Origin of the sequence: Xanthomonas sp. NCPPB 3005 (assembly GCF_041228095.2) — a bacterium.
GTDB lineage: Bacteria > Pseudomonadota > Gammaproteobacteria > Xanthomonadales > Xanthomonadaceae > Xanthomonas_A > Xanthomonas_A bonasiae.
The window spans coordinates 1617796-1641018 of sequence record NZ_CP166096.2 but is presented as its reverse complement, the minus strand read 5'-3'; the positions used below and the strand labels follow the sequence as shown (position 1 = coordinate 1641018).

Annotated in this window: 23 protein-coding genes and 1 pseudogene; 20 read left to right on the top strand and 4 right to left on the bottom strand. The window is 60.3% G+C overall.

The window, feature by feature from the left end:
* Positions 1-95 precede the first annotated feature (95 nt).
* The 16 genes and pseudogenes from AB8810_RS07015 to AB8810_RS06940 all read left to right on the top strand — a co-directional run bounded on the left by AB8810_RS07015 (position 96) and on the right by AB8810_RS06940 (position 14723).
* Positions 96-2438, top strand: a complete 2343-nt coding sequence (locus AB8810_RS07015) for a GH92 family glycosyl hydrolase (protein ID WP_369915950.1) — start codon at positions 96-98, stop codon at positions 2436-2438.
* A gap of 124 nt (positions 2439-2562) precedes the next feature.
* Complete coding sequence (locus AB8810_RS07010) at positions 2563-4410, top strand: beta-galactosidase family protein (protein ID WP_369915949.1); 1848 nt, start codon at positions 2563-2565, stop codon at positions 4408-4410.
* A 313-nt stretch (positions 4411-4723) separates the two neighbouring features.
* Positions 4724-5335: a DUF6338 family protein gene (locus tag AB8810_RS07005; RefSeq protein ID WP_369915948.1), complete on the top strand. Its 612-nt coding sequence runs from the start codon at positions 4724-4726 to the stop codon at positions 5333-5335.
* Positions 5336-5554: 219 nt separating this feature from the next.
* Positions 5555-6172 carry a hypothetical protein gene (locus AB8810_RS07000; protein ID WP_369915947.1) on the top strand — a complete coding sequence of 206 codons (618 nt, stop codon included), beginning with the start codon at positions 5555-5557 and terminating at the stop codon, positions 6170-6172.
* Between the two features lie 498 nt (positions 6173-6670).
* Complete coding sequence (locus AB8810_RS06995) at positions 6671-7546, top strand: hypothetical protein (RefSeq protein ID WP_369915946.1); 876 nt, start codon at positions 6671-6673, stop codon at positions 7544-7546.
* A gap of 232 nt (positions 7547-7778) precedes the next feature.
* Positions 7779-8192, top strand: coding sequence for a hypothetical protein (locus AB8810_RS06990; protein ID WP_369915945.1), 414 nt, complete (start codon positions 7779-7781; stop codon positions 8190-8192).
* Positions 8193-8255: 63 nt separating this feature from the next.
* Positions 8256-8810 (top strand): SMI1/KNR4 family protein, encoded by a 555-nt coding sequence (locus AB8810_RS06985; protein ID WP_369915944.1) that lies wholly within the window; start codon positions 8256-8258, stop codon positions 8808-8810.
* An 18-nt stretch (positions 8811-8828) separates the two neighbouring features.
* Positions 8829-9347: pseudogene (locus AB8810_RS06980) on the top strand (beta-galactosidase); the annotation flags it as partial.
* A 353-nt stretch (positions 9348-9700) separates the two neighbouring features.
* A complete protein-coding gene (locus tag AB8810_RS06975; RefSeq protein ID WP_369915943.1) occupies positions 9701-10246 on the top strand; it encodes a hypothetical protein in 546 nt (181 codons plus the stop codon).
* Positions 10247-10377: 131 nt separating this feature from the next.
* Positions 10378-10788 (top strand): hypothetical protein, encoded by a 411-nt coding sequence (locus tag AB8810_RS06970; RefSeq protein WP_372530418.1) that lies wholly within the window; start codon positions 10378-10380, stop codon positions 10786-10788.
* A gap of 76 nt (positions 10789-10864) precedes the next feature.
* Positions 10865-11410: a hypothetical protein gene (locus AB8810_RS06965; protein ID WP_369915941.1), complete on the top strand. Its 546-nt coding sequence runs from the start codon at positions 10865-10867 to the stop codon at positions 11408-11410.
* 315 nt (positions 11411-11725) lie between these two features.
* Positions 11726-12118 (top strand): hypothetical protein, encoded by a 393-nt coding sequence (locus AB8810_RS06960; protein ID WP_369915940.1) that lies wholly within the window; start codon positions 11726-11728, stop codon positions 12116-12118.
* 77 nt (positions 12119-12195) lie between these two features.
* A complete protein-coding gene (locus AB8810_RS06955) occupies positions 12196-12816 on the top strand; it encodes a hypothetical protein (RefSeq protein ID WP_369915939.1) in 621 nt (206 codons plus the stop codon).
* Between the two features lie 373 nt (positions 12817-13189).
* Complete coding sequence (locus AB8810_RS06950; protein WP_369915938.1) at positions 13190-13573, top strand: SymE family type I addiction module toxin; 384 nt, start codon at positions 13190-13192, stop codon at positions 13571-13573.
* A 296-nt stretch (positions 13574-13869) separates the two neighbouring features.
* Positions 13870-14346, top strand: coding sequence for a DUF4279 domain-containing protein (locus AB8810_RS06945; RefSeq protein WP_369915937.1), 477 nt, complete (start codon positions 13870-13872; stop codon positions 14344-14346).
* A 98-nt stretch (positions 14347-14444) separates the two neighbouring features.
* A complete protein-coding gene (locus AB8810_RS06940) occupies positions 14445-14723 on the top strand; it encodes a hypothetical protein (protein WP_369915936.1) in 279 nt (92 codons plus the stop codon).
* 567 nt (positions 14724-15290) lie between these two features.
* Here the strand turns inward: AB8810_RS06940 and AB8810_RS06935 are convergent.
* Both AB8810_RS06935 and AB8810_RS06930 read right to left on the bottom strand, forming a co-directional pair.
* On the bottom strand, positions 15291-16445 hold the full coding sequence (locus AB8810_RS06935) for a glycosyltransferase (RefSeq protein WP_369915935.1): 1155 nt from the start codon (positions 16443-16445) through the stop codon (positions 15291-15293).
* A 245-nt stretch (positions 16446-16690) separates the two neighbouring features.
* Positions 16691-17515, bottom strand: a complete 825-nt coding sequence (locus AB8810_RS06930) for a DUF5694 domain-containing protein (protein WP_369915934.1) — start codon at positions 17513-17515, stop codon at positions 16691-16693.
* Positions 17516-18360: 845 nt separating this feature from the next.
* Here AB8810_RS06930 and AB8810_RS06925 point away from each other — a divergent pair.
* Positions 18361-19647, top strand: coding sequence for a diguanylate cyclase domain-containing protein (locus AB8810_RS06925; RefSeq protein WP_369915933.1), 1287 nt, complete (start codon positions 18361-18363; stop codon positions 19645-19647).
* Between the two features lie 293 nt (positions 19648-19940).
* Here the strand turns inward: AB8810_RS06925 and AB8810_RS06920 are convergent, their stop codons facing one another.
* Entirely contained in the window at positions 19941-20810 is an 870-nt protein-coding gene (locus AB8810_RS06920; protein WP_369915932.1) for an NAD(P)H-binding protein, read from the bottom strand.
* 111 nt (positions 20811-20921) lie between these two features.
* On the opposite strand from AB8810_RS06920, the gene AB8810_RS06915 reads away from it, so the two are divergent.
* Both AB8810_RS06915 and AB8810_RS06910 read left to right on the top strand, forming a co-directional pair.
* Complete coding sequence (locus AB8810_RS06915) at positions 20922-21830, top strand: LysR family transcriptional regulator (RefSeq protein WP_369915931.1); 909 nt, start codon at positions 20922-20924, stop codon at positions 21828-21830.
* A 214-nt stretch (positions 21831-22044) separates the two neighbouring features.
* On the top strand, positions 22045-22203 hold the full coding sequence (locus AB8810_RS06910) for a hypothetical protein (RefSeq protein WP_369915930.1): 159 nt from the start codon (positions 22045-22047) through the stop codon (positions 22201-22203).
* Here the strand turns inward: AB8810_RS06910 and AB8810_RS06905 are convergent.
* On the bottom strand, positions 22200-22502 hold the full coding sequence (locus tag AB8810_RS06905) for a hypothetical protein (protein ID WP_369915929.1): 303 nt from the start codon (positions 22500-22502) through the stop codon (positions 22200-22202). The genes AB8810_RS06910 and AB8810_RS06905 overlap by 4 nt on opposite strands.
* 82 nt (positions 22503-22584) lie before the next feature.
* Between AB8810_RS06905 and AB8810_RS06900 the strand changes: the two genes are divergently transcribed.
* Positions 22585-23091, top strand: coding sequence for a hypothetical protein (locus AB8810_RS06900; protein WP_372530417.1), 507 nt, complete (start codon positions 22585-22587; stop codon positions 23089-23091).
* Positions 23092-23223 lie beyond the last annotated feature (132 nt).

Genomic DNA, 23223 nt, shown 5'->3' with positions numbered 1-23223 from the left:
GCGACCGGATCTGACCGCCAACGCCAGAGTCGCGGCTGAAGCCGCTCCTACAAAAACATCATCCCCTCTCAGCTGCACACCCCGAGGACAGCACCATGGCCACACGACGCGGTTTCCTGCAGGGCGCCATCGCCCTGGCCCTGTTCGGCAGCAGCGGCATCGCCCGCCTGGCGCAAGCGCGCGCCGGCAGCTACGCGCTGCCCGCCGACGCGCGCGCCAAGGCCGAGCTCACCCGCCACGTCGACGTGTTCATCGGCACCGGCGGCCACGGCCACACCTTCCCCGGCGCCACGCTGCCGTTCGGCATGGTGCAGCTGAGCCCGGACACCTACAACGCGGTGTGGGATTCGTGCTCCGGCTACCACGAATCCGACGGCTCGATCATGGGCTTCTCGCACACCCACCTGTCCGGCACCGGCGTCGGCGACCTGCTCGATTTCCTGGTCGTCCCCGCCACCGGCGACGTGAAGCTGGTGCCCGGCACATTGGAAGATCCGGACGCCGGCTACCGCTCGCGCTACGACCACGCCGACGAAGCCGCCTCGCCCGGCTACTACCGCGTACGCCTGAAGGACAGCGGCGTGCACGCCGAGCTGACCGCCACCGCGCGCGCCGGCCTGCACCGCTACCACTTCCCCAAGGACAAGCCCGCGCACCTGCTGCTGGACCTGTGCCACGGCATGCAGGACAAACCCGAGATCGCGACCCGGGTCAGCGACGCGCAGCTGCGCATCGTCGATGCGCGCACCCTGACCGGCGGGCGCCGCGTGTACCAGTGGGCGACCGGCCGCTACATCTACTTCGCCATGCGCCTGTCGCGGCCGTTCGCCAAGGCCCAACTTTATTCCGAAGACCAGCCGCTGGCCGCCGGCGCGCACCAGGCCGATGGCACCCACCTGAAGGTGGCGCTGCACTACCCCGACGCGGCCGACGCGCCGCTGCTGGTCAAGGTCGGCATCTCCGCGGTCAGCGCCGAGAACGCCCTGGCCAACCTCGACGCCGAACTGCCCGACTTCGATTTCCCGCGCGTGCACGCCGCCGCCGTGGCCGCGTGGGAGAAGGAACTGGCGCGGGTGCGCATCGACAGCGACGACGACGCGCAGCAGCGCATCTTCTACACCGGCCTGTACCACAGTCTGCTCGCGCCGACCCTGTTCAGCGACACCGACGGCCGCTACCGCGGCATGGATCTGAAGGTGCACCAGGCGCCCGCCGGCTATCACAACTACAGCACCTACTCGCTGTGGGACACCTACCGCGCCCTGCACCCCTTGCTGACCCTGATGCAGCCCGAGCGCGTGCCCGACCTGGTGCAGTGCCTGGTGCGCGGCGCCAACGAATGCCCGGACGGCGTCGGCATCTGGCCGCTGCAAGGCGTGGAGACCGGCTGCATGATCGGCTACCACTCCGCCGTGGTGCTGGCCGAAGCGCACGCCAAGGGCTTCACCGGCATCGACTACGCCGCCGCCTGGCCGGCCTACCGCAAGCGCGCCATGGACGACACCACGCACGGCCTGGACGAGTACCGCAAGCGCGGCTACATCCCCAGCGACACCGTCGACGAAGCGGTCAGCCGCACCCTGGAATACGCCTACGACGACTGGGCGGTGGCGCACCTGGCGCAGGCCGCCGGCGCCACCAAGGAGGCGCGCGCCCTGCGCGAACGCTCGCGCAATTACCGCAACGTGTTCAACCGCAAGAGCGGCTTCGTGCAGCCGCGGCTGAGCAACGGCGACTGGGCCGCCCCGTTCGATCCGCGCGCGATGGGCCACATCACGAAATGGCGCGACTTCACCGAGTCCAACGCCTGGCAGGCCACCTTCCTCAACCAGCACGACCTGTACGGCTACATGGAACTGTTCGGCGGCCGCGACGGCTTCGTCGCCAAGCTCGACGAACTGTTCTCCACCAGCTCCGAACTGCCGGCCGACGCCCCGCCGGACATCGACGGCATGGTCGGCCAGTACGCGCACGGCAACGAACCCAGCCACCACGTCGCCTACCTGTTCGCCTACGCCGGGCAACCGTACAAGACCCAGGCGATGGTGCGGCGGCTGCTGCGCGAGCAATACCACGACGCGCGCAACGGCCTGTCCGGCAACGAGGACTGCGGGCAGATGAGCGCCTGGTTCGTGCTCAGCGCCCTGGGTTTCTACGCGGTGGACCCGGTCAGCGCCACCTACGTGCTCGGCAGCCCGCTGTTCAAGCGCGCCGACGTCGATGTCGGCAACGGCCGCACCCTCAGCGTCGTCGCCCACGGCAACAGCGCCGCCAACGTCTACATCCAGCGCGCCCGCTGGAACGGCAAGCCGTACACGCGCAGCTGGCTGCGCCACGCCGACCTCGCTGCCGGCGGCACCCTGGAACTGGAGATGGGCCCGAAGCCGAATCCGGCGTTCGGCGCAGCCAAGGAAGACTTGCCACCGTCGTTTGTTTGAGACGCATCCTCCCCGCCCCTGTAGGAGCGGCTTCAGCCGCGACCAAGACTCTCCGGTAGCACTCGGTCGCGGCTGAAGCCGCTCCTACAAAAAGCGCAACCTCACCACCGCCAGAGACCCCCACATGCTGCGTCGTTCCCTGTCCGCCCTTGCCCTGTCGCTCCTGCTTTCCCTCCCGGCATCCGCACAGCCGACGCACGCCACCGCGCCCTGGCCCGCCTTCGCCACCCAGGGCGAGCACTTCACCCGCGACGGCAAGCCGTACCAGATCATTTCCGGCGCCATCCACTTCCAGCGCATCCCGCGCGCCTACTGGAAGGACCGCCTGCAGAAAGCGCGCGCCATGGGCCTGAACACCGTGGAGACCTACGTGTTCTGGAACCTGGTCGAACCGCGCCAGGGCCAGTTCGACTTCAGCGACAACAACGACCTGGCCGCATTCATCGACGAAGCCGCCGCGCAAGGCCTCAACGTCATCCTGCGCCCCGGCCCCTACGTGTGCGCCGAATGGGAAGCCGGCGGCTACCCGGCCTGGCTGTTCGCCGAACCGGGCATGCGCGTGCGCAGCCAGGACCCGCGCTTCCTCGCCGCCAGCCAGGCCTACCTCGACGCCGTCGCCGCGCAGGTCAAGCCGAAGCTCAACCACAACGGCGGCCCCATCATCGCCGTGCAGGTAGAGAACGAATACGGCTCCTACGACGACGACCACGTCTACATGCAGGCCAACCGCGCCATGTTCGTCAAGGCCGGCTTCGACAAGGCCCTGCTGTTCACCGCCGACGGCGCCGACGTGCTCGCCAACGGCACCCTGCCCGACACCCTGGCGGTAGTGAACTTCGGCCCCGGCGAAGCCGAAAAAGCGTTCCAGAGCCTGGCCACCTTCCGCCCCGGCCAACCTCAGATGGTGGGCGAATACTGGGCCGGCTGGTTCGACCAGTGGGGCGAGAAGCATGCCGCCACCGACGCCGCCAAGCAGGCCAGCGAATTCGAATGGATCCTGCGCCAGGGCCATTCCGCCAACCTCTACATGTTCGTCGGCGGCACCAGCTTCGGTTTCATGAACGGCGCCAACTTCCAGAAGAACGCCAGCGACCACTACGCCCCGCAGACCACCAGCTACGACTACGACGCCGTGCTGGACGAAGCCGGCCGGCCCACCCCCAAGTTCGCCCTGTTCCGCGACGCCATCGCCCGCGTCACCGGCGTGCAACCGCCCGCCCTGCCCACCCCGATCCGTTTCGCGGAGCTGCCGGCCACCCCGCTGCGCGAATCGGCCTCGCTGTGGGACAACCTGCCCGCGCCGGCCGCCACCACCGACACCCCGCAGCCGATGGAGCGCTACGGCCAGGCCTATGGCTACATCCTCTACCGCACCACCGTCACCGGCCCGCGCAAGGGCAGCCTGTACCTGGGCGAGGTGCGCGACTATGCCCGCGTCTACGTGGATCGTAAGTTGGCCGGCAGCGCCGAGCGCCGCCTGCAGCAGGTGGCCGTGGACGTGGACATCCCCGCCGGCACCCACACCGTGGACGTGCTGGTGGAGAACGGCGGCCGCATCAACTACGGCGCCCACCTGCCCGACGGCCGCGCCGGCCTGGTCGACCCCGTGCTGCTCGACGGCAAGCCGCTGACCGGCTGGCAGACCTTCCCGCTGCCGATGGACGACCCGAGCAAGCTCACCGGCTGGACCACCGCCAAGGTCGACGGCCCCGCCTTCCACCGCGGCACCGTCAAGATCGGCACCCCCACCGACACCTTCCTGGACATGCAGGCTTTCGGCAAAGGCTTCGCCTGGGCCAACGGCCATAACTTGGGGCGGCATTGGAACATCGGGCCGCAGCGGGCGTTGTATTTCCCGGCGCCGATGCAGCGCAAAGGCGAGAACAGCGTGATCGTGTTCGATTTGGATAGCGCGGCGGATGCGAAGGTGCGTGGGGTTAAGGCGCAGGTTTGGATTACGCCGGGTAATTGAGTTATCCGGACAACGCGCCATCCGGTAACTCGGGATGGCGCGGCATCAAACAACTTGTCTACAAATTAAGGCCGCCGGCGGCTCAGCCGAGCGGCCTTTAACTTGTGACGGCCGTCAACAAGTGATAGCGTCGGCCTTGTGCGGGGATGCACTGGGGGAATGGCGGCGGGGTTAGACGCAAGGATTATTCGACAGCGCGACTGGCGAGAAATCGGAGCTGAAATGTGTGCTACGCCGAAAGGTAGCGAAATAGGTGAGCTACACACCTGTTTTACACACCATTTTGTCGTTGAATAATAGTTAGCGATCAGGCATGGACGAACTATCAGCCGAAGTAGTAAAGCTGCTCACTTACCTTCTGCCGGGGTTCACGGCCGCGTGGATTTTTTTCGGGCTTACCTCACACCCAAAGCCGTCTCAGTTTGAGCGCGTTGTACAAGCACTAATTCTTACCTTCGCAATCCAGACTCTGCTTGGCCTGTCAAAGTGGGTAGCACTGTTTGCTGGTCGTGCAGTCGTGCTGGGCCCCTGGAGCTCGACCTCAAGTCTTGTCGCGTCCTTCGCGCTTGCGATCGCAGTTGGCTTGGCATTGTCCTTTTACACAAATAAGGACTGGCTTCATTCAAAGCTCCGAAAACACGGCTTCACGTCGCGTACTTCGCATCCGTCAGAGTGGTATTGCGTCTTCGCAGAGCACGCGGTCTATGTGATCGTGCAACTAAAAGACGGCCGTCGCCTTTACGGCTGGCCGAAAGAATGGCCAATTACACCCGGCCAAGGACAACTCTACATTCAGGCGCCTAGTTGGATCGACGAGTCTGGCACGGCAATTGATCTGCCTCAACTGGATGGCATCTTGATTGACTCGAAGGATGTTCAGTGGGTTGAGTTCATGCGAAACGAGGAGACGATAGATGAGCAATGAACGAAAGGATACGTATATCCACACGGTGCAGAAGGGATCAAATCCCCCAGCGTCTGGCCACAACGCAAACAAGAATCCTCCGCCCACGCAAAGCAAGCCGGCCCCGCCGCCTAATCCGCCGCCGGCTCGCAAGGGCTGAACGCAAATTCGTCCGAGCCGACGCCGCTTCGCGGCGCGGCTTAACGCAGGTGTTAGGTGCCGGGTGGGATGTCCCTGCGAATGAAAGAAACAGAAACCAAGCGCTACGTCATTAACCAATCGGGATTGCCCGCCGGCTACCCAACTCATGCTCACGATCCGAGCTTTTGGGAATCGCTCGGTCGAGCGGTGGCAACCTTCGGCTTCCTTGAAGAGGTGCTACTCAGGGCCATTTTCACCCTTACTGTGACAACACCATACGAAGAAAGTGAGCTCGACGCCGCGTATGCCGCATGGCTGCCTAAGATAACCCGCTCGCTTTCCGACCCACTGAGCAATCTCATCGATACATATGGCAAAGCCGCACGCGAGCATCCAAACGCCCGCATTGAGAGCCTAGATGACTTGCTGGTTGATCTTCGAGCCGCATGCAAGATACGAAATGCACTTTGCCACGGGTCGTGGCACGTTCCCGATAGTGCCGGACGGAGCGTTCCTTTTTATGTGAACAAACAAAGTGAGAAATTCGAAACTGCTGTGGATTGCGCCTTTCTGGATCAGCTGCAAAGGGTTGTTGCGGGCCTATCCTGTGCAGTAATTAATACAGTCACGCATATGGGCTGGCAGTTCCCCGGCTCGGGTGGTCCGGGCCGCGCAGTCTGGAAAAAGGGTGGCGGCACAAGCGAAGCCGGCGCCTAACAATTCAAGCCGACGCCGCTTCGCGGCACGGCTTAATTCTGGCGTTAGCGTTTAAGGAGAGTCATGTCTTACTTTAAAGATCGCCAGGCCACTGAGTCCGACATCTCTAATTGCACTATCAGAAACGGGGGTCAGGTTGACTTTCTCAGTGAAACTGCCCGTTAAACGGTCCAAGCCAAGACCCGGTGCTTTGCAGGCATAGGCCCATATGCCGCCCGCGCAAAGAATCCAACTCAACCAATAAGTGAACCTGAGTCCGTTAGTCGCCTTTAACTGTGACGGGCGTCAACTAGCGATAGCGCCGGCCTTGTGCGGGGATGCACTGGGGAATGGCCGTGGGTTACACGCAGGGATTATGCGACAACGGGGCTGGCGAAAGATCTAATTTACGATGCATGCCGCTTCGAAAGGTAATGGTATCGGCGTGCTACGCACCTGTTTTACACACCATTTTGTCGCCGAATAGTAGTTAGACTTTTCCAATCAAAGGACTAAGTTATGAGCAATAATACCTTTATAAATGTCCTACTGATTACTTTCGCATGTGCGAGCAGTGGCTCAGCAAATGCTGCTGCCTTATTTGGCTGGTCGTCCGAAAAGCAATCGAAAAATGACAGAGGCGACGTCATAGAGACCCAGTTACCCGACCCGTTCGCTGAATTTACATTACTAAGCGAGACACTATTTGAAAATGATCAATTAACTGAAATTCCTGGGCGTTTGGTTGCCATTGTTGAAAACGATAAAAAAGAACAAATAATAGTTCCTTACGCTGAGTTCATACTAAAAGACGATGCCATAATTCCAGAATTAAAGGTATCTGAGTTCAACTATGACACGTACTTGATTGATACCAAATCGGCAGCAAGCTTAGGCCTTGCAGTTGCATCTGCATCTTTATCCGGAGACTACAAGGTTGAGTATCGCTTTTACCGAGGAGCCACTAGCCGCATAAGCTTGCGCGATATTGACAAAAAAAAGTATGATGACTTGGCTCGTCGGGTTAGGCAGGATGTATCGGCCCAAAAGCTAAAACTTGTAGCTCTGAGAATAATTTCTACAGCAGCTACCTTACATAGCTCATATGCATTACTACAAGGTGCCAAGGCAGATACGGGAGTCACTGGACTTGGCTGGAAGATGGGCGGGACATTCTACGCATCAAAACAAATGACAAAAAACAGGGTGAAAATTGGAGTTTCATTGGTGTCCTATGCCGGTACCTTTGAATCAACCTCGTCATCCGGTGGCACCACCTCACCAGAGCCAGGAGTAAATTTGCTTGGCAATATGGCTGAAAACATAAAACCAGAGTCAGTGGGAATTAAGAGGGGAACATTTGACTCAGTTCTCAAAATTCAAAGTGTCGAGTAGCTTCCATATTAAAATCTAACATCATGGTCGGTTAGGCTAACAATAAGCGAGGCAGCCGCTCACCACCACGTTAGCCTGCCTTCAATTAACGTGGTCAGGTTGACATCCTAAGTGAACCTGACCCCGTTACATTGGAGCGCCTAGCGCGTCGGGCCATCCGCTGCATTCGGATGGCGCGGCGTCGCGGTTGTTCACTGTTCTCCAACCGATAGCTACAGGAGTTCGAAGATTCATGCGACCGCTGACGCTATTACTTGTCGTCGCCGCAGCCATATCCCTCACGGGCTGCGATGGATTCTTCAAGAGCAGGATCGTCGTTTCGGACACCCCGGAAACCCGGAAGTCGGTGGTAGACGCCGTTCGCAAGTATGCGATGGATGAGGGCTTCTCCTGCTCCTACCGAAAGGGGACGGAACTCTTCTGCAACAGGACGCCAGTGCTCGTCACGGTCACAGTGCAGTCTGGCCAGATAGAGGTTTGCTACGACGCCCGGATGGCTGCATTCGAGAACGAAAAGTTCACGAGACGCATGGACGTACTGAGAAAGAGGGTTGCCGCTGCAACAGGCCAAGAAAGGCTGGCTGCCGGACCACAAGACCAGCAATGCATGCCACTTGAGCCCGACAACGGCCCTGCCGGGCGGTGAGACATCCCTTCACCCTGATGGGACCTGATGTACCGGACACCAAAGCAAATTTCAGGAATCACGATGCACGAAAAATGGAACCGAATTGAAAGTCGCCTCGCCGAACTCGAGTGTCTCGACGCGATTGCATTGCGGCCGGGCACTGATCTCGCTGCGCTTCATGGCTTAGAGCAACACCTCGGCGTGGTATTGCCGGATTCGGTCAAGACTTTCTTGCTGACACACGACGGCCAAGACGGACTAGGCCTCTTCTTCGGTCAGCAGCTTCTGTCAGTCGCTGGAATTCGTGCGCAATGGGACACCTGGCGCTCCATCGACGAAGCTGAAATGAACGCCGATTGCGCCGAATTCATGCGCTCAGACCCGGAAGGTGCCATCAAGCCCATGTACTGCAATCGAGCATGGATACCCCTCACCCATGATTGGGGTGGAAATCATCACGGCTTGGACTTCGACCCTGATATACAGGGCCATTCCGGTCAAATCATTGCCTTCGGTCGCGACGAAGACACAAAGGTACGCCTGGCGTCCGACTTTCAGAAATATGTTGAGACATTAATAGAATGGCTGCAGTCGGCCACGTGGGACGGCGAGTGGTTGGAGAACACCGCTGCCTAACAGTTCCTTCTGTTGGCAGGCAGCGCCGAGCGCCGCCTGCAGCAAGTGGCCGTGGACATGGACATGGACATCCCCGCCGGCTCCCACACTATCGACGTGCTGGTAGAGAACGGCGGCAGCATCAACTACGGCGCCCACCTGCCCGACGGCCGCGCCGGCCTGGTCGACCCCGTGCTGCTCGACGGCAAGCCGCTGACCGGCTGGCAGACCTTCCCGCTGCCGATGGACGACCCGAGCAAGCTCACCGGCTGGACCACCGCCAAGGTCGACGGCCCCGCCTTCCACCGCGGCACCGTCAAGATCGGCACCCCCACCGACACCTTCCTGGACATGCAGGCTTTCGGCAAAGGCTTCGCCTGGGCCAACGGCCATAACTTGGGGCGGCATTGGAACATCGGGCCGCAGCGGGCGTTGTATTTCCCGGCGCCGATGCAGCGCAAAGGCGAGAACAGCGTGATCGTGTTCGATTTGGATAGCGCGGCGGATGCGAAGGTGCGTGGGGTTAAGGCGCAGGTTTGGATTACGCCGGGTAATTGAGTTATCCGGACAACGCGCCATCCGGTAACTCGGGATGGCGCGGCATCAAACAACTTGTCTACAAATTAAGGCCGCCGGCGGTTCCGCCGAGCGGCCTTTAACTTGTGACGCACGTCAACAAGTGTTAGCTTCAGTTTGGTGCGGGGACGCACTGGGGATGGCCGTGGCGGTAGACGCAAGGACTATGGGACAGCTCGACAGGGGATTTATTATTCGCGGCATCCTCGTAGGAGAGCAGGAAACGTGAATCATAGAGCGGCTTGAGCAAGAAGGCTGGTGAGCGGCACAATTCACTCGCGCCTACGCCATTTCGCGGCACGGCTTAATTCAAGCATTAGATTTAATGGTGACAAATGGCAATCACTTGGATTGAAGTTGCAGACACAGCCGTCAAAATCGGCCTTGGAGCAATCATTGGTGGAATTAGCAGCTACTTACTTGCAACAACTACTCACAAGCATAATATATCCAGAGATCTTACGGCCAGAAAGATTAGACTTCTTGAAGTAGCATGTGAGGAAGCAGAAAAATTTTTCTCGTATACAATTCTGCTTTATAACAAAGTAAGTATATTTTCTAGAGATAACAACATTTCGAGAAGAGATCAATCTGATTTTGAATCGGATTTCATCATTGAAGCGCACGACGGCTTTCTGGATGCCTTGCTAGCTAGGAACAAAGCTATGGCACACATCTCTTTGCTTGGCTCAACAGAATCCCTTGACTTTCTTGCAAAATACAGCGACACCCTTGAGCGCTACCGAAAAATAATCTCTTACCAAAGAGAAATTCCAAGTCGAGAGGAGAATGAAATATTCATAAAGGAATTTCAGTTTCTGAAAAATTCATTTTACCTTTCCTCTAAGATTTTTTTTGACAAAGTCAGCTATACGCCTTGAATTATTCAGCAAGGGGATCAGGCGGTCAGGTTGACTTCCTAAGTGAACCTACCCCCCTTTACACACGCAAGTTTGCCGTCGAATAGCAGTTAGGCACCAAGGGGATATCTGTGAGACTTGCAGCAGCAATTTTGGCATTAGCGTTGCTCTTGGGCGGCTGCAATAACGTTGCGCCGTCATTGGTTCCAGCACCAACGCCAGAGTTTGATATCCGAGACTTCGTCGTCGCAGAGGAGCGAACGGACGCCACCGAGTACTCGAAGGCTTACAACACCTTCAAGGGCACCGGCACACTTATTGCCCGTAACGTCGCCCCGGAGCGCGACTTGTTCGTGCTGCTTGAGGCCCGAGACCTAACAATTGGCGCCGATGCAGAGCCTGCACTTGTCCCAGTTATGTTCCGGGGCGGCGTCGGGAAGGTTGAGGTCTCAAAGAGCAAGCACGGGGAAATGAGTGCGCGCCCAAACTACGAGTGGCGAGTGCGCGGCTGGGTGGAACTCAAAAAGGCAACTATCAGCGTCGCAGGTGGGCAAGCAAAGTGAAACGTGGGGTTTTTTCTAACAATTCGTCCAAGCCGACGCCGCTTCGCGGCGAAGCTTAACTCAGGTGTTAGACGCCATGAGCCATAGTCTCGACTTTGTTGGCCTTAATGAAAGACTCTTTCATCTACGGCACTTCGTCGCGGGCAACAAAGAGTTCTCTAGGCGCGAGCAACACTACCAAGGCACCAAATCGGAGCCGTCGGAAGATTGGGCGAACTATGCGTCCAGGCTTCGGTACGTGATCAGCAACGAACTGATCGAAATTGCAGCTAAGGTGCGGGTCGTTCAAGACACGGCCGTTAGTCAATTGCCCTCGGCGTTGCTTCGCGAAATGGACCAAAATGCCATCTCTCCAAAAGGCATAGGCTCGGTGCTGAATGGCGATATCGCTCTAACCCTTCGAGAATCATGTAACAAGATCATTCATGCCACCACTTTCGCACTTGTCTTCGAGAATGCACGCAGCACGGTGCCACGCTACACCTACAGCTTCTGGAATGGCATATGCCAGTTGTCCGGGGAGCAATCCAAACGCCACTGGCGCATCGCACTCAATGTATATCGCTGGGCAGACTCGCTTGACTGCTTTCTTGAAGAGCTAGCCGGAAACGTGGATTGGTGAGCGGCATGGAGCCTAACAATTCCAGAAACGGGGTCAGGTTGACTTTCTAAGTGAACCTGACCCCGTTACATTCTGACGCGGCGGCCAAGCTGCCGCTCTATGGCCGCACGAAAACAGTCGTTGCCCAGCGCGTGATGGCGCGAAAATGAACGGCCAAACGAGGCACCCCATCAAGCGTCCCCTATGCCCGGTCAGGATAAGTGCACTCTGCCCCCCGGTTTTCCAGCGCCAGATCCAACTAGGAATTCAACCCATCGTACCGGCCTCCAGCCGGTACGCAGATTAATCCGACATTAGATCCAAACAGGAGACTTCATGGCAATTTACGGAATCGGCGCCTACCACGATCGCGATGTTAGTGGGGACTTTATCGCGTCTGGAATTGCTGGACCAGGCTGGTCTGCGACCGAAGCACCCGAACTACATCAATTTGTTCAATCACTAAAGGTGGGCGATATCGTCTATCTAAAGTCATTCTCGCCCTCCAGCCCAGACATGTTTGTCAAAGCGATTGGCGTTGTCGCAGACCAACATCTTGTGACGACCAAGCCGATTGTTTCCGCCGGCCGAAACATCAAATGGATTGTTACTCAGGAGTTCCGTATTCCGAAGCCTGAGGAGAGGCTCAATGTTAGGCTCAACACCATGTACGAGGAGTTCAATCCCCTAGTGCAAAAGGCCATCATAGACTTCCTGTTTAGGGCGTGACAGTTCATTCAAGCCGACCCGCTTCGCGGGTCGGTTTAATTCAATCATTAGAATTTCATAGGAAAGGCACCTCATCTATGAAGCTGTCCGAAAAGACTCTCGAACTAAACATCTGTGCGCAGACGTCCCAGTTCGTAGGAGCGAAGCAGCGCCTGTTCTGGTTCGGTCTAACCCAGAAACAGGAGGCGCGGGCCGGATTCGACGCATGCACAAAGCTCGGCGGGCGGCTGTTAGTTTTTCAGTTCAAGGCATCCAACCGCGTTTTGAAGTCGGGCAAGCGGGTCTTCCTTGCACCCCATGACCAGCTTGACGCGCTTCGCACGCGTGCAAAGGGGGCGCATCGCTCGGTCTTCTATGCCTTCCCGCTGGTGGGCAACACCCTTGAGCTGAAGAACAACCCTGATTTGGTCTCTCAGACTTGGCTTGTAGATGCTGCCTCTCTGGACAAGGTGGGAACGCCCACCAAAGCGGACAAGACACCACGAAAGAACGGCTGCCACAACGTCTACGTCACCGCTGGTTCGGCCGAGTTCCATTCGGATCCCGTGTCTGCCAAAGCCAGCAGCTTTCGCCAGCTACTTGAGGAGGGGTTTGCTGGCGCAGATGGAATCGGGTGGTCCTTCGAAAGCCGATTCAACCCCTTCTGGGAGTTCGCTCAGCAATTTTCAAAAGGTGCGCGGGGGCTCATTCTGTGGTGATTTCTAAATATTCGCTCAAGCCGACGCCGCTTCGGGGCGCGGCTTAACTCAGGTGCCAGGTATAACGGAATGATGTTCACTTACAAAGCTCATCTTCGCACTACAGCCAAAAGCAATTGACATCCCCAAAAATCAGTAGCACCATTCCCTCCAAGGAGCGTAGAAACTCCTCACAGAGCGGCACCCACCTCCGTCAAACTGGTGGGTTTTTTGTGCCTGTTCGCAGGCACACTCCGACGCGCTGTCTGCGTCGGGAGGGCGGTGAATACAACACCCTTCGGGGAAATAAGCCCGCCGGCTCTGTGCGGTTTCTAACCTCCCGACATCCCGTCGCCCTTCGGCGCGGGTTCCTGTCTGCCAAGGAGGCTGTGCCATGCGTCAACCGTCACCCCGCCCCACCACTCCGCGCACCCCGCCTGCCCGCAAACGTGCAGCGCGCCAGCCGAAGCCCGGTCCCGCGCCCGAGCCGGTCGGCTTCCTGCGTTACATCGAGCCACCGTGCACGCCGATGATGTCGGTTGAAGACGCCGCGGCCGCCATCGCCGCCGAGCTGGCCCGCCCGCCACGCGCGCCCCGCCGCCCTCGCCCGCCGCAGACCTGCACCGTGGGCTGCGGCCACTCCGCCAGTGGCAAGCGCACGCCCGCGCTGCGCCTGGGCGGCCGCTGGATGGAGGCACTGGGCTTCACCATCGGCAGCACGCTGCGAGTGCAGGTGCGCGACGGCGAACTGGTGGTGAGCGTGGCCAGCAAGGACTGACGCGGCCATCGCCCCCCCCCCACGCACCGGAGGATCGCTGAGATGGCGTCCAACCGCTTTGTCTTCGGCATCACCCTCGACCAGGCCGATGCGCTCGACAGAAAAAACCGGGGGGCAGAGTGTACTTCCTCCAAGCCCTCCGCTCTGAAGTTGGGCCAGCGCTCCACATCCAACGAGCTTCCTACATCGAGCAACCTCCTGTACCTGGGTCGGATAGCTGAACTCCGACTCCGGTTTTCCAAGCTTTTTTGTGAACTAGACTAAAACAACCATTTTTTGCCGAATAGTGAGGCCGCTTGAGAGATCTTCGCTACCACTACCAAGTCTCGCTCGCGCTTACGCATCCGTCGTTGACTGTCGATCGCATTAGTGAAGCCTTGGGCCTAGTTCCCACTCATAGCGGTTCACCTGGTGCCCAGCGCCGGACCCCAAAGGGCGGCGCACTTCCAGGTTTCAACAGCCAAGGATTTTGGCGGCACTCATTCACCGCGCCACGTGACGACGAGCTAGAGACGTTTTTGGCATCGACGCTAGAGCGACTGGAAGAGAGCTGCTCATTCTTCAAGGAGCTTATTGCCGGTGGCGGTCACGCCCGCCTGTTCATTGGATTGTTCCTGGAGCAGGACAACATCGGCATCGAGATTTCGCCTGAGCTCCAAAGGCGCTGCAGTGAGCTCGGTATTTCGCTAGGCTTTGACATCTACGGACCAGATCAGCCAGATGATGGACCTAACAATTCATTCAAGCCGAGCCCGCTTCGCGGGCCGGCTTAACTCAGGCGTTAGAGGGGCATATGGCGGTTCAGCGGCTAGGCCGAGATACAACCAGTGTCGACGAGCTCTCTTGGGATGGCCGCACCCTCGGAGATGCGATGGCCGATTCACTGTGGGAGCAGCTCCCCGGGGCGCTTAAGCAGATCGCGCACGCCGAGTTTCAAGCCGGAAACTCGCCAGTCCATATCTTGTTCAATGAAACACGCCAAATTGTCCTGCTCGCTTTCGCACTGCCGCCTATGACCGCTGAGCCACCAGCCGATGTGGCTAAGATCCATACGAAATTTGCCCACGAAAACTATTGCTACGACGGCACCTTTTGTACCTATGAGGAAATACGTACGGGCTGCCTCCTCGCGTTCCACCACCCGGAGTAAGTGGATGCTTTATAACAATTCATTCAATCCGACGCTGGCTCAAGTCAGGCGATAGAGTCCAATACCGTGTCCACATTTGCGAAAGTTGCTAACGGTACATCTTGGCCAAGTGGAGACTATCGAGAAGTAGCTGTAATCCCTCTGGATGATCTCGCCGTGACTAACCTAGTCGGAAATCTGCTTGAGGGCAGCGAGCCGGGATTGGGTGACTGGCTAGCGGTCGGGTTCCGACTCGCTGATGGTCACTACGTCGAGCTTATCCGTTACAAAGCCAGCCCCTCTCCTGTGGGTTACACCGTCCGGCTTGATAGCGCCGCCAGTATTGAGCCATCGCTATCTGCTGTCCTTTCCCTCTTGGGCTTAAGGCGATCAGATCTTGCATGGGTCGCCATTGGCTCCTAACAATTCATTAAAAGCACGGATCAGAGTGCAAAAACGGAGTCAGCTAGACTTCCTAAGTGAACCTGTCCCCGTTCCAGCCCCTTGATCTGAACCTCGACCTTGGCGAAAAAGAACGCCATCACAAGTACCCAGGTCAGGTGGACCAGTGTGCGACGGATGGGCGCTCTATCTGCGGCCCGCATCATGCGGCATGCTCTGCAGCACACGTTGAAGCACCGTCGCTGCGGCCTGGGGCTTGCCGAGCGCAAGGCTGCACGTGGCCATGGTTCGCAATTTCGGCCGATCGGCCATCAGCCGTTCGACCTTGTAGTCAAGGCCAATGGCATCGTAGGCCAGCCATGCTGCGCCCTCTTCCATCAGGAAGCCGGCGTTGTGTTCTTCTTGGCCAGGGATCGGCGAGATCAGCAGCATCGGCTTGCCCAGCGCCAGGCATTCGGACACGGTGAGGCCGCCGGGCTTGGTGACGACCAGATCGGCAGCTGCCATGAGCTTGTGCATCTCATCGGTGAAGCCCACCGCAATCATCCGGCCCGGATGGCGAAGCGCCAGCGCCGACAGTCTGGCGTGCGTTTCGGCATTGCGGCCCGCCACGGCGATCACCTGGAAATCGCTCGCCATGCCCAGGGCACGTTCGACCATGCTCGCAAGATCGCCAACGCCAGCGCCGCCTGATGCCATCAGCAGCGTGGAGCGCGATGGGTCCAGACCCAGGGCGGCCGCGCACGCATCGCGGTCCAGCGTCGGCGCGTCGGGCTTCGAGAATGCTGGCATCACCGGAATTCCTGTGACGTGCACACGGTCGGCCGGAATGCCGCGTGCGCGAAGCCGGAACGCGACCTCTTCGTTCGCCGCCAGGTAGCCGGTCATCTCGGGAACGAGCCACATGTTGTGCAGGTCGTAGTCGGTGATCTGCAACCAGACGGGGTAGTCGAGGCGAGCGTTTCTGCGTTCGCGCATCAGCAACTCGGCCGGCAGGAAGTGGGTGCAAATCACAGCATCGGGCTTCGCGTTTCGAATCTCGCGCAGCAGCGCGCCGGTGCTCAGTCGCTCGATGCCGCGGCGCAAGCGCTGCGACGCCGCGTGGTGCGGCGTGACGTCGCTGCGCTGATGCAGATACGACCACAGTTCGGGCGCGCGATTCACGAGCTGGATGTACCAATCCGTGTAGATCCTGCGGAACGCCCCTGACACATGGGCCATGGTGTCGATATGTACAGCCGTGCACGGGGGAGCGAGAGAGGGTGCGGCGGCAGCAAGCGCCTGTGCTGCGCGCACGTGGCCATTGCCGGCGCTTACACTGAGGATCAGAACTTTGGTCATGGCTGGAGTCGGCGTGATCGGTCTCGGGGATGAAACTGGGAAAACAGGGCGCAGATTCTGAGGCCTCCCCAGCTTTAGTTCTTAGCAATTATTGTGCAGCGGCTTTGGTTTGCAAAAGCGCGTGCATGGCGCATCTTCACCGTTACCACGCCAATGAGGATCGCCAACAACGGGGCAAAGGAAATATCAATTTTTCTTCTGGCCCCACTGTTGCGCCCCGCTCCTGCCCTTAACCTCAGGTGGACTTACGGCGCGAGATACCCGCTCACGTCCTCGGCAGTGCGCTGCATGTCGATCGCCAACAGGTCCTTGAGGATCGCCGTGTGGCCGGATCCCGCAATCACCAGCACGCGGTGGCCGGGTTGCGCGGCCTTCTGCACGTTGGCATACATGCGGAAGTTGCGGTGCCACCAACTGGCCGCGGCGTCGGCACCGGCAAAGCTGCCACCGGCATCCACGACATTGGTGCTGATGTAGAGATTCTTGTTTTCGCGGTCGCGCGCGGGATCGTTGGTCAGGCGCAGCAGCTCGTGCAGCGGCAACGTCGATTGCTCGCGATCGGCGCGCGCGGAGAGATTCTTGAACGTGGCATCCATCGTCGCCTGCATGGCCGGGTCGTGCGCCTTGATGTAATCGAACATCGGATCGGAGGCCCAGCCGACTTGGCCTTCGTCGAAACACGTCACTCCCGCAATCCCTGAGGCTTTGGCGACGCGGAAGCCGATCTGGTGGATTTCGTTATTCGGCAGGGTCGACTGACCGTCGCGGTAGCGGGCAAACGCAGCGTCGTAGTTCGCCTGCTCGGACGGCTCGCATTCCACCAGGACATCGGTGGGATGGAATGCGGCGAGCCGCGCGGCAAGGCCCACGAGGTAGGCCTGATTGTCTTTCGACATGACGTCGGAGACCTTGAACTTCACCATGTCCCGCCCCGGATTTTCGAAGTGGAACGAGCCAAGCATCATCACTTTCGCCGGGGCGACGGGCGTCTGCGGCGCGGCGGCAGCAAGCGCGGGCAACGTGGTCAGGCAAGCGGACAACGCGGCGGCAAAAAATCGATGGGCGTTCAACGTGTTTGCTCCAGGACGGTAAGCCGATGGCGGCTCCGGCATTAGAGCACTCGTTCGCGCGTTGGGCATAGGGGTCGCCGATCGCCGGCTTGCGCAGACAAAAAAGCCGGCACCCGATCTCGCCACTCGGCGCGGGTTCCTGTCTGCCAAGGAGGCTGTGCCACGCGTCAACCCACATCCCGTAGCGCCCCTGTCCGCCCCGCACCCGCCCGCAACCGTGCAACGCGCCAACCGAAGCCCGGCCCCGCGCCCGAGCCGGCCGGATTCCTGCGTTATGTCGAGCCACCGTGCACCCCGATGATGTCGGTTGAAGACGCCGCGGCCGCCATCGCCGCCGAGCTGGCCCGCCCACCACGCGCGCCCCGCCGCCCTCGCCCGCCGCAGACCTGCACCGTGGGCTGCGGTCACTCCGCCAGCGGCAAGCGCACGCCCGCGCTGCGCCTGGTTGGCCGCTGAATGGAGGAACTTGGCTTCGCCATCGGCAGTACGCTGCCCGTGCAAGTACGCGACGGCGAACTGGCGGTGAGCGTGGTCACCGAAGACCGACGCGGCCATCGCCCGCCCCGCACCGGAGGATCGCTGAGATGGCGTCCAACCGCTTTGTCTTCCCCTGAGATGCTAGGCGACACCGGGGAGAGCCAGCCGGGGTTGGCATGGCCTGTGCGGTCCTCCGCCGTGAGCTGGAACGAGTGCCGCACCTCCAACCGACGCACTCCATCCAGCAACCTCCTGTGCCGGGGTCCGATAAGTGCATACTGACCCCGGTTCCCCTCGCCATTCAGGCCTTACACTTTTTTATGGAACCGAATCCTCACGCGCCGTCGGCCAGCTTTATCGATCTCATGATGGATGCCGTCTTTGCGGTGGATGTCGACGCCCACGTGGTCTTTGCGAGCGCTTCGTGCGAGCGTATTTTCGGGTATACGCCGAAAGAAATGATCGGCAAGAACATGTTCGACATGATGCTGCCTGAAGATCGCGAGCTGACCCGCACCTCGCTGGTGGCGGTGATGGCAGGCCATCCCCAGCTGCATTTCGAAAACCGCTACCTGCACAAGAATGGCCACGTTGTCCACATCATGTGGTCAGCGCGCTGGTCGCCGGCCGATCAGCTGCGCATCGGGGTTGCGCGCGACATTACCGAACGCAAGCGATCCGAATCCTTGCAGGCTGCGCTCTATTCCATTTCCGAAGCGGCCCACACTGCCGAGGATCTTCTCAAGCTATTCCAACGCATCCATCAGATCGTCGGCACGCTGCTGCCCGCAGATAACTTCTCCGTGGCGCTCTATGACGATGAAACCGACCAACTCAGCTTTCCCTATCATGTGGATGAACATCTGCAAACGCCGGCGCCTTTCACGCTGGTCCCGGGGACACTCTACGCAGAGATCATTCAGACCGGCCAGGCACTGCTGCTGACACCTGAGACGATGGTGCATCGCCTGAAAGTGCTGCGGCCCTCGTTTGGCACGCATCCGTTCTCTTGGCTGGGTGTTCCGCTCAAATCGCATGAAGGGACCATTGGCCTGCTCATGGTCAAAAGCTATCCGGGCGGTGTCTGCTACAGCGAACAGGACCAGGAGTTGCTGCAGTTCGTCTCGACGCAAATTGCCACCGCCATCCACCGCCAGCAAATGCAGGTTCGACTGCAATACATGGCGCAGTACGATCAACTGACCGCGCTTCCCAACCGTGTCTTTTTTCACGATCGCCTGAAGATGGCGCTGTCCGCGGCACGACGAGAGCAGGGGCCGCTGTCCTTGCTTTATCTCGATCTGGATAAATTCAAGCAAGTGAACGATGCACTGGGCCACCGTATCGGCGATCTATTGCTGAAGGAGGTAGCCGTACGCCTGACGCAATGCATCCGCGAATCGGATACCGTCGCGCGCGTCGGTGGCGATGAGTTTGTGGTCCTGCTCCGGGGGACCTCTTCGGAGGGCGTGACGCGAGTGTCGGGAAAAATCCGCGACGCGTTCGATCATCCCTTTATGCTGGACGGCCACCGCTTGAACATCGCGCCGAGCATCGGGATCGCGCACTATCCCGAGCACGGGGATGACGAGCATCAGCTTCTCGAACATGCCGACAAAGCGATGTATTTTGTCAAAAATGTCAAAGGGAACTGACGGGTCTCTGTCCACCCTTGCGTGCCTGCATGCCAAAGCGCTCACACACGTGGCACAGCAGACCGCGATAGCCATGTCGATCTTCGTCGTCCAGGAGAATTGACCCCACGCTGGACGACATGCATCGGAATGCCTGGAAGCTCCAGGCGCCGCCGACTCCGCATGGCAACTCACATGACGATGGGAAAGATCCAACCCTGCTCGTCGCCTACCGCGCATGCCGTCAGGCACTACCACGGCACCCCATGGGATTTGGTCGCTTGATTACCTCCGTCCCCTTTGTTCCTGGCGCATCAGGCGTTCGCCGGGGCGACAAGGCCTCGCAACACCGTCTCGAGTTCTGTCGTGCCCTTCAGCGGTGCCTCACAGCCGGCTTCGAATTCGATCCAGCCATCGTTGAAACCGTCCAGCATCCGGATGCGCGGCTGCGGGTTGGCCATGCCTTGTGAGCGGAAAAGCGCGTCCCAGGTCGCCCGCGGTACCGGCTGCGCCACGACATCGCGCCCGAGCACCCGCCCCAAGGCGGCGGCCAGCGCCAACGGCGTGATGCGGCGCGGCCCTTCCAACTCGACCACCCGGTGTCCCTCCCAGCCCTCACGCAGCATCCGAACCGCCGTCGCGGCAACGTCTGCCGTCGCCACCATGGGCACCGGCTTGTCCAGCGGCTGCAGGAAGCTCGACACGACACCAAGCGAGCGAGCACCGTCGATGTCCCACGCGGTGTTCTCCATGAACCACGCGGCGCGCAGAAAGGCGACCGGCATGGGCAGCGCTTCAAAGGCGCGTTCCATGATCTGCAACTGGGTCAGCAAACTGTCTTGCGTCGCCTGGGCGCCGATGGTGGAAAGCGCCACCACACGCTGCGGCCGTACCTGCTGCAGCGCCGTGACCAGCGCTGCGACATTGGCCCGGGTTTCGGCGTAACCCGGCGTCGGATCGAACACGGGCGGCAAGAGCACGAACACGGCGTCGGCCCCGGCGAATGCGTCCGCCAGCGCCGCGGCGTCGTCCATCGCGGCCAATGCCGTCTCGCAACCGAGACCGGCCCACGTCGATGCCTTGGCCGCATCCCGCAGAACGGCGCGTACGGAAGCGCCTTCGGCCAGCAACGCTCTGGCGATCCGACCACCGACCTGGCCGGTCACTCCGGTGATGACAAACATGGGGTTCTCCTGATGCCACGCGGGGTGCGTAGCGTTGACCGGAAGTCTGGGTACGCGCTGCGCGAAAGGCGATAGCATGGGAGGCATCTTGTTCATGCGTGGCAGTCATCAATGGCAATGTTCGACCCGCAACTGCTCGAAGGCCTCGACGTCATGGCAGCCGTCGTCGACATGGCCAGCTTCAGCCGGGCCGGGGAAGCACTCGACATGTCCCAATCCGGCGTCAGCCGGGCCGTGGCGCGGCTCGAAAGCAGGCTGGGCATCCGTGTCTTCGAGCGCAGTACCCGGTCCGTGCGCTTGACGGACGAGGGGCGCCGTTTCTACGAGCAGGTCATGCCACTGGTCGGTGCGCTCGAAGAGGCCACCAGCAGCGCCGCGGGAGGCACTGCCGCGGTACGCGGTCGGCTGCGCGTCAACATCGACCCATTCTTTTCCCGGCTGGTCCTTGGCCCCATGCTGGGCACCTTTCTGGACAGTCATCCGGGTCTCGAGGTGGAACTGCGCAGCCGGGACGACCTTGGCGACATGGTGACCGACGGGTTCGACCTGGCGATCCGTTTTGGTTTTCCGCAACCCTCGTCGTTGGTGTCCCGCAAGTTGCTCGATACACGGGTGTTGACCGTCGCGTCGCCGTCCTATCTCCGACGCTACGGCCGGCCGACCGATCCTCGCGAACTCGAGACAGGTCGCCACCGGTGCATCCTGTTTCGTGACTCGATCACTGGTCGGCCATTCCCCTGGGAATTCCACCAGCGCCGACGAAAGCTCACCGTCGCGGCCCGTGGCGCCTTGACTGTCAACGATGCCGGCACCCTCTACAGCACCTGCCTGGCTGGCCACGGCATCGCCCAGTTGTTCGAGCTGGGCGCCGAGAGTTACCTCGCCGGCAACAAGCTCGTGCCCTTGTTCCCTGATTGGCAGGACGAGCGCTTTCCACTGCATGCTTACTACCCTACCAGACACCACGTCCCGGCCAAGACGCGGGCGCTGCTGGATTTCGTGGTCAGCCTGCTGCGGTGAGTCGAGGCCGGGCGACCCAGGCGAGGTGTGACCGGCTATAGAACAAAAGGGGACGGAGGCAATTGATCCCCGGCCCCCTCCCCTTGGCCGGCCACGTGCACGAATCGCCGCCACCGATGCCGCCGATCTTGCCCGCGCACGGCGAACTGGTGGTGAGCGCGGCCAGCAAGGACTGACGCAGCCATCGTCCACCACGTACCGGAGGATCGCTGAGATGGCGTCCAACCGCTTTGTCTTCGGCATCACGCTCGACCAGGCCGATGCGCTCGACGGTCTGATCCGCACCATCGCCGCGCATGGCGACATCCTCGCCGCCGGCACGGCGCCCTATCTGGATCCACGCACGCCGCCGGCGCTGGGAGAAGCCATCTAGAACGCCGGCCACGCGGCGCGCGGGATCTTGGACCAGGTGAGCGCACAAGCGCTCAATGACCTGAAAGCCCGGCAGGCGCTGAACCACGCGGCCAACAGAAGCGGCCCCTTGTGGCACGGGATCCGCTTCCTTACAGCACGCGCAGCGCCACGCCGGCAGCCGCCTCTCACCCGCTTCACCTTGATCTGCTCGACCTGCACCAGGCCCTGCTCCGCCGGCTGCTGGGCCGCTTCCTGCCCATCCACGCGGGCGCGGAAGAACGGCCGCTTGTCGCCAAACGGCGCGTAGACCGCCAGCACCCTCGCGTGCGCGACGGCGAGTTGGCGATCTCGGCGGCAGGCAAAGGTTGAATCGCCCGCCGCCCGCTTAGGCACGCGCTGTGTGCAGCCGCACGCCTCTCAGCACATGCCGGCTTTTCACAAGGCACTACCCGGCTTAACGCACTACGTTCTCTCGCCTCTAAGATTGCGTGATCTGGCATCGCTGCTGGACAATCTGATGCAGGACGTCGGAATTTCGGCTCGCCCGACAGGAGCAACAAGCATGGCCTTACATGACCACCCTACCTTCGATTGGGTTCAACTCCCGGAGGGGCGCGCCAGATTTTCTGGCTTGGTCCGCGGCGTTGACGAGCTTGGGCACGAGACCTTCGCGGTCGAGATAGGTGGCAACGAATTCTTTGGAGAAATCGACAGAGCCTTCTTGCCTAACGACAATGACTACAACATCGAAGTAATGTCCTTCGGCTACGGCAGCGAAAAATGTCTCGGAATGCCAATGCATGGCGGATGTCAAATCTTCTCGAAAGCTGAAATCAGCACCATCCAGACACTGATCGTTCAACTGATCGCCGCAGGCACGCACTTCGCGGACAGACCGTCTGTGTAGACGGAATACCCAAGCGCCCGCTTCATGGGCCAGGTCAGCTTCAAGAACGGCTGGGCTCTGGTCGCGGATGATGAAGCCACCTCAGATCCGAACCATCGGTGCTTTTCTTGAAATCCTCACCGTGATGGCAGA

Bases quoted from the DNA above. Each gene is read 5' to 3' on its own strand.
- AB8810_RS06910 (WP_369915930.1), top strand. From the start codon at position 22,045: ATGGCGTCCAACCGCTTTGTCTTCGGCATCACGCTCGACCAGGCCGAT.
- AB8810_RS06915 (WP_369915931.1), top strand. From the start codon at position 20,922: ATGGCAATGTTCGACCCGCAACTGCTCGAAGGCCTCGACGTCATGGCA.
- AB8810_RS06940 (WP_369915936.1), top strand. From the start codon at position 14,445: ATGGCCGATTCACTGTGGGAGCAGCTCCCCGGGGCGCTTAAGCAGATC.
- AB8810_RS07000 (WP_369915947.1), top strand. From the start codon at position 5,555: ATGAAAGAAACAGAAACCAAGCGCTACGTCATTAACCAATCGGGATTG.
- AB8810_RS06990 (WP_369915945.1), top strand. From the start codon at position 7,779: ATGCGACCGCTGACGCTATTACTTGTCGTCGCCGCAGCCATATCCCTC.
- AB8810_RS06925 (WP_369915933.1), top strand. From the start codon at position 18,361: ATGGATGCCGTCTTTGCGGTGGATGTCGACGCCCACGTGGTCTTTGCG.
- AB8810_RS06995 (WP_369915946.1), top strand. From the start codon at position 6,671: ATGAGCAATAATACCTTTATAAATGTCCTACTGATTACTTTCGCATGT.
- AB8810_RS06985 (WP_369915944.1), top strand. From the start codon at position 8,256: ATGCACGAAAAATGGAACCGAATTGAAAGTCGCCTCGCCGAACTCGAG.
- AB8810_RS06920 (WP_369915932.1), bottom strand. From the start codon at position 20,810: ATGTTTGTCATCACCGGAGTGACCGGCCAGGTCGGTGGTCGGATCGCC.
- AB8810_RS07015 (WP_369915950.1), top strand. From the start codon at position 96: ATGGCCACACGACGCGGTTTCCTGCAGGGCGCCATCGCCCTGGCCCTG.
- AB8810_RS07005 (WP_369915948.1), top strand. From the start codon at position 4,724: ATGGACGAACTATCAGCCGAAGTAGTAAAGCTGCTCACTTACCTTCTG.
- AB8810_RS06965 (WP_369915941.1), top strand. From the start codon at position 10,865: ATGAGCCATAGTCTCGACTTTGTTGGCCTTAATGAAAGACTCTTTCAT.
- AB8810_RS06955 (WP_369915939.1), top strand. From the start codon at position 12,196: ATGAAGCTGTCCGAAAAGACTCTCGAACTAAACATCTGTGCGCAGACG.
- AB8810_RS07010 (WP_369915949.1), top strand. From the start codon at position 2,563: ATGCTGCGTCGTTCCCTGTCCGCCCTTGCCCTGTCGCTCCTGCTTTCC.
- AB8810_RS06950 (WP_369915938.1), top strand. From the start codon at position 13,190: ATGCGTCAACCGTCACCCCGCCCCACCACTCCGCGCACCCCGCCTGCC.
- AB8810_RS06960 (WP_369915940.1), top strand. From the start codon at position 11,726: ATGGCAATTTACGGAATCGGCGCCTACCACGATCGCGATGTTAGTGGG.
- AB8810_RS06935 (WP_369915935.1), bottom strand. From the start codon at position 16,445: ATGACCAAAGTTCTGATCCTCAGTGTAAGCGCCGGCAATGGCCACGTG.
- AB8810_RS06975 (WP_369915943.1), top strand. From the start codon at position 9,701: ATGGCAATCACTTGGATTGAAGTTGCAGACACAGCCGTCAAAATCGGC.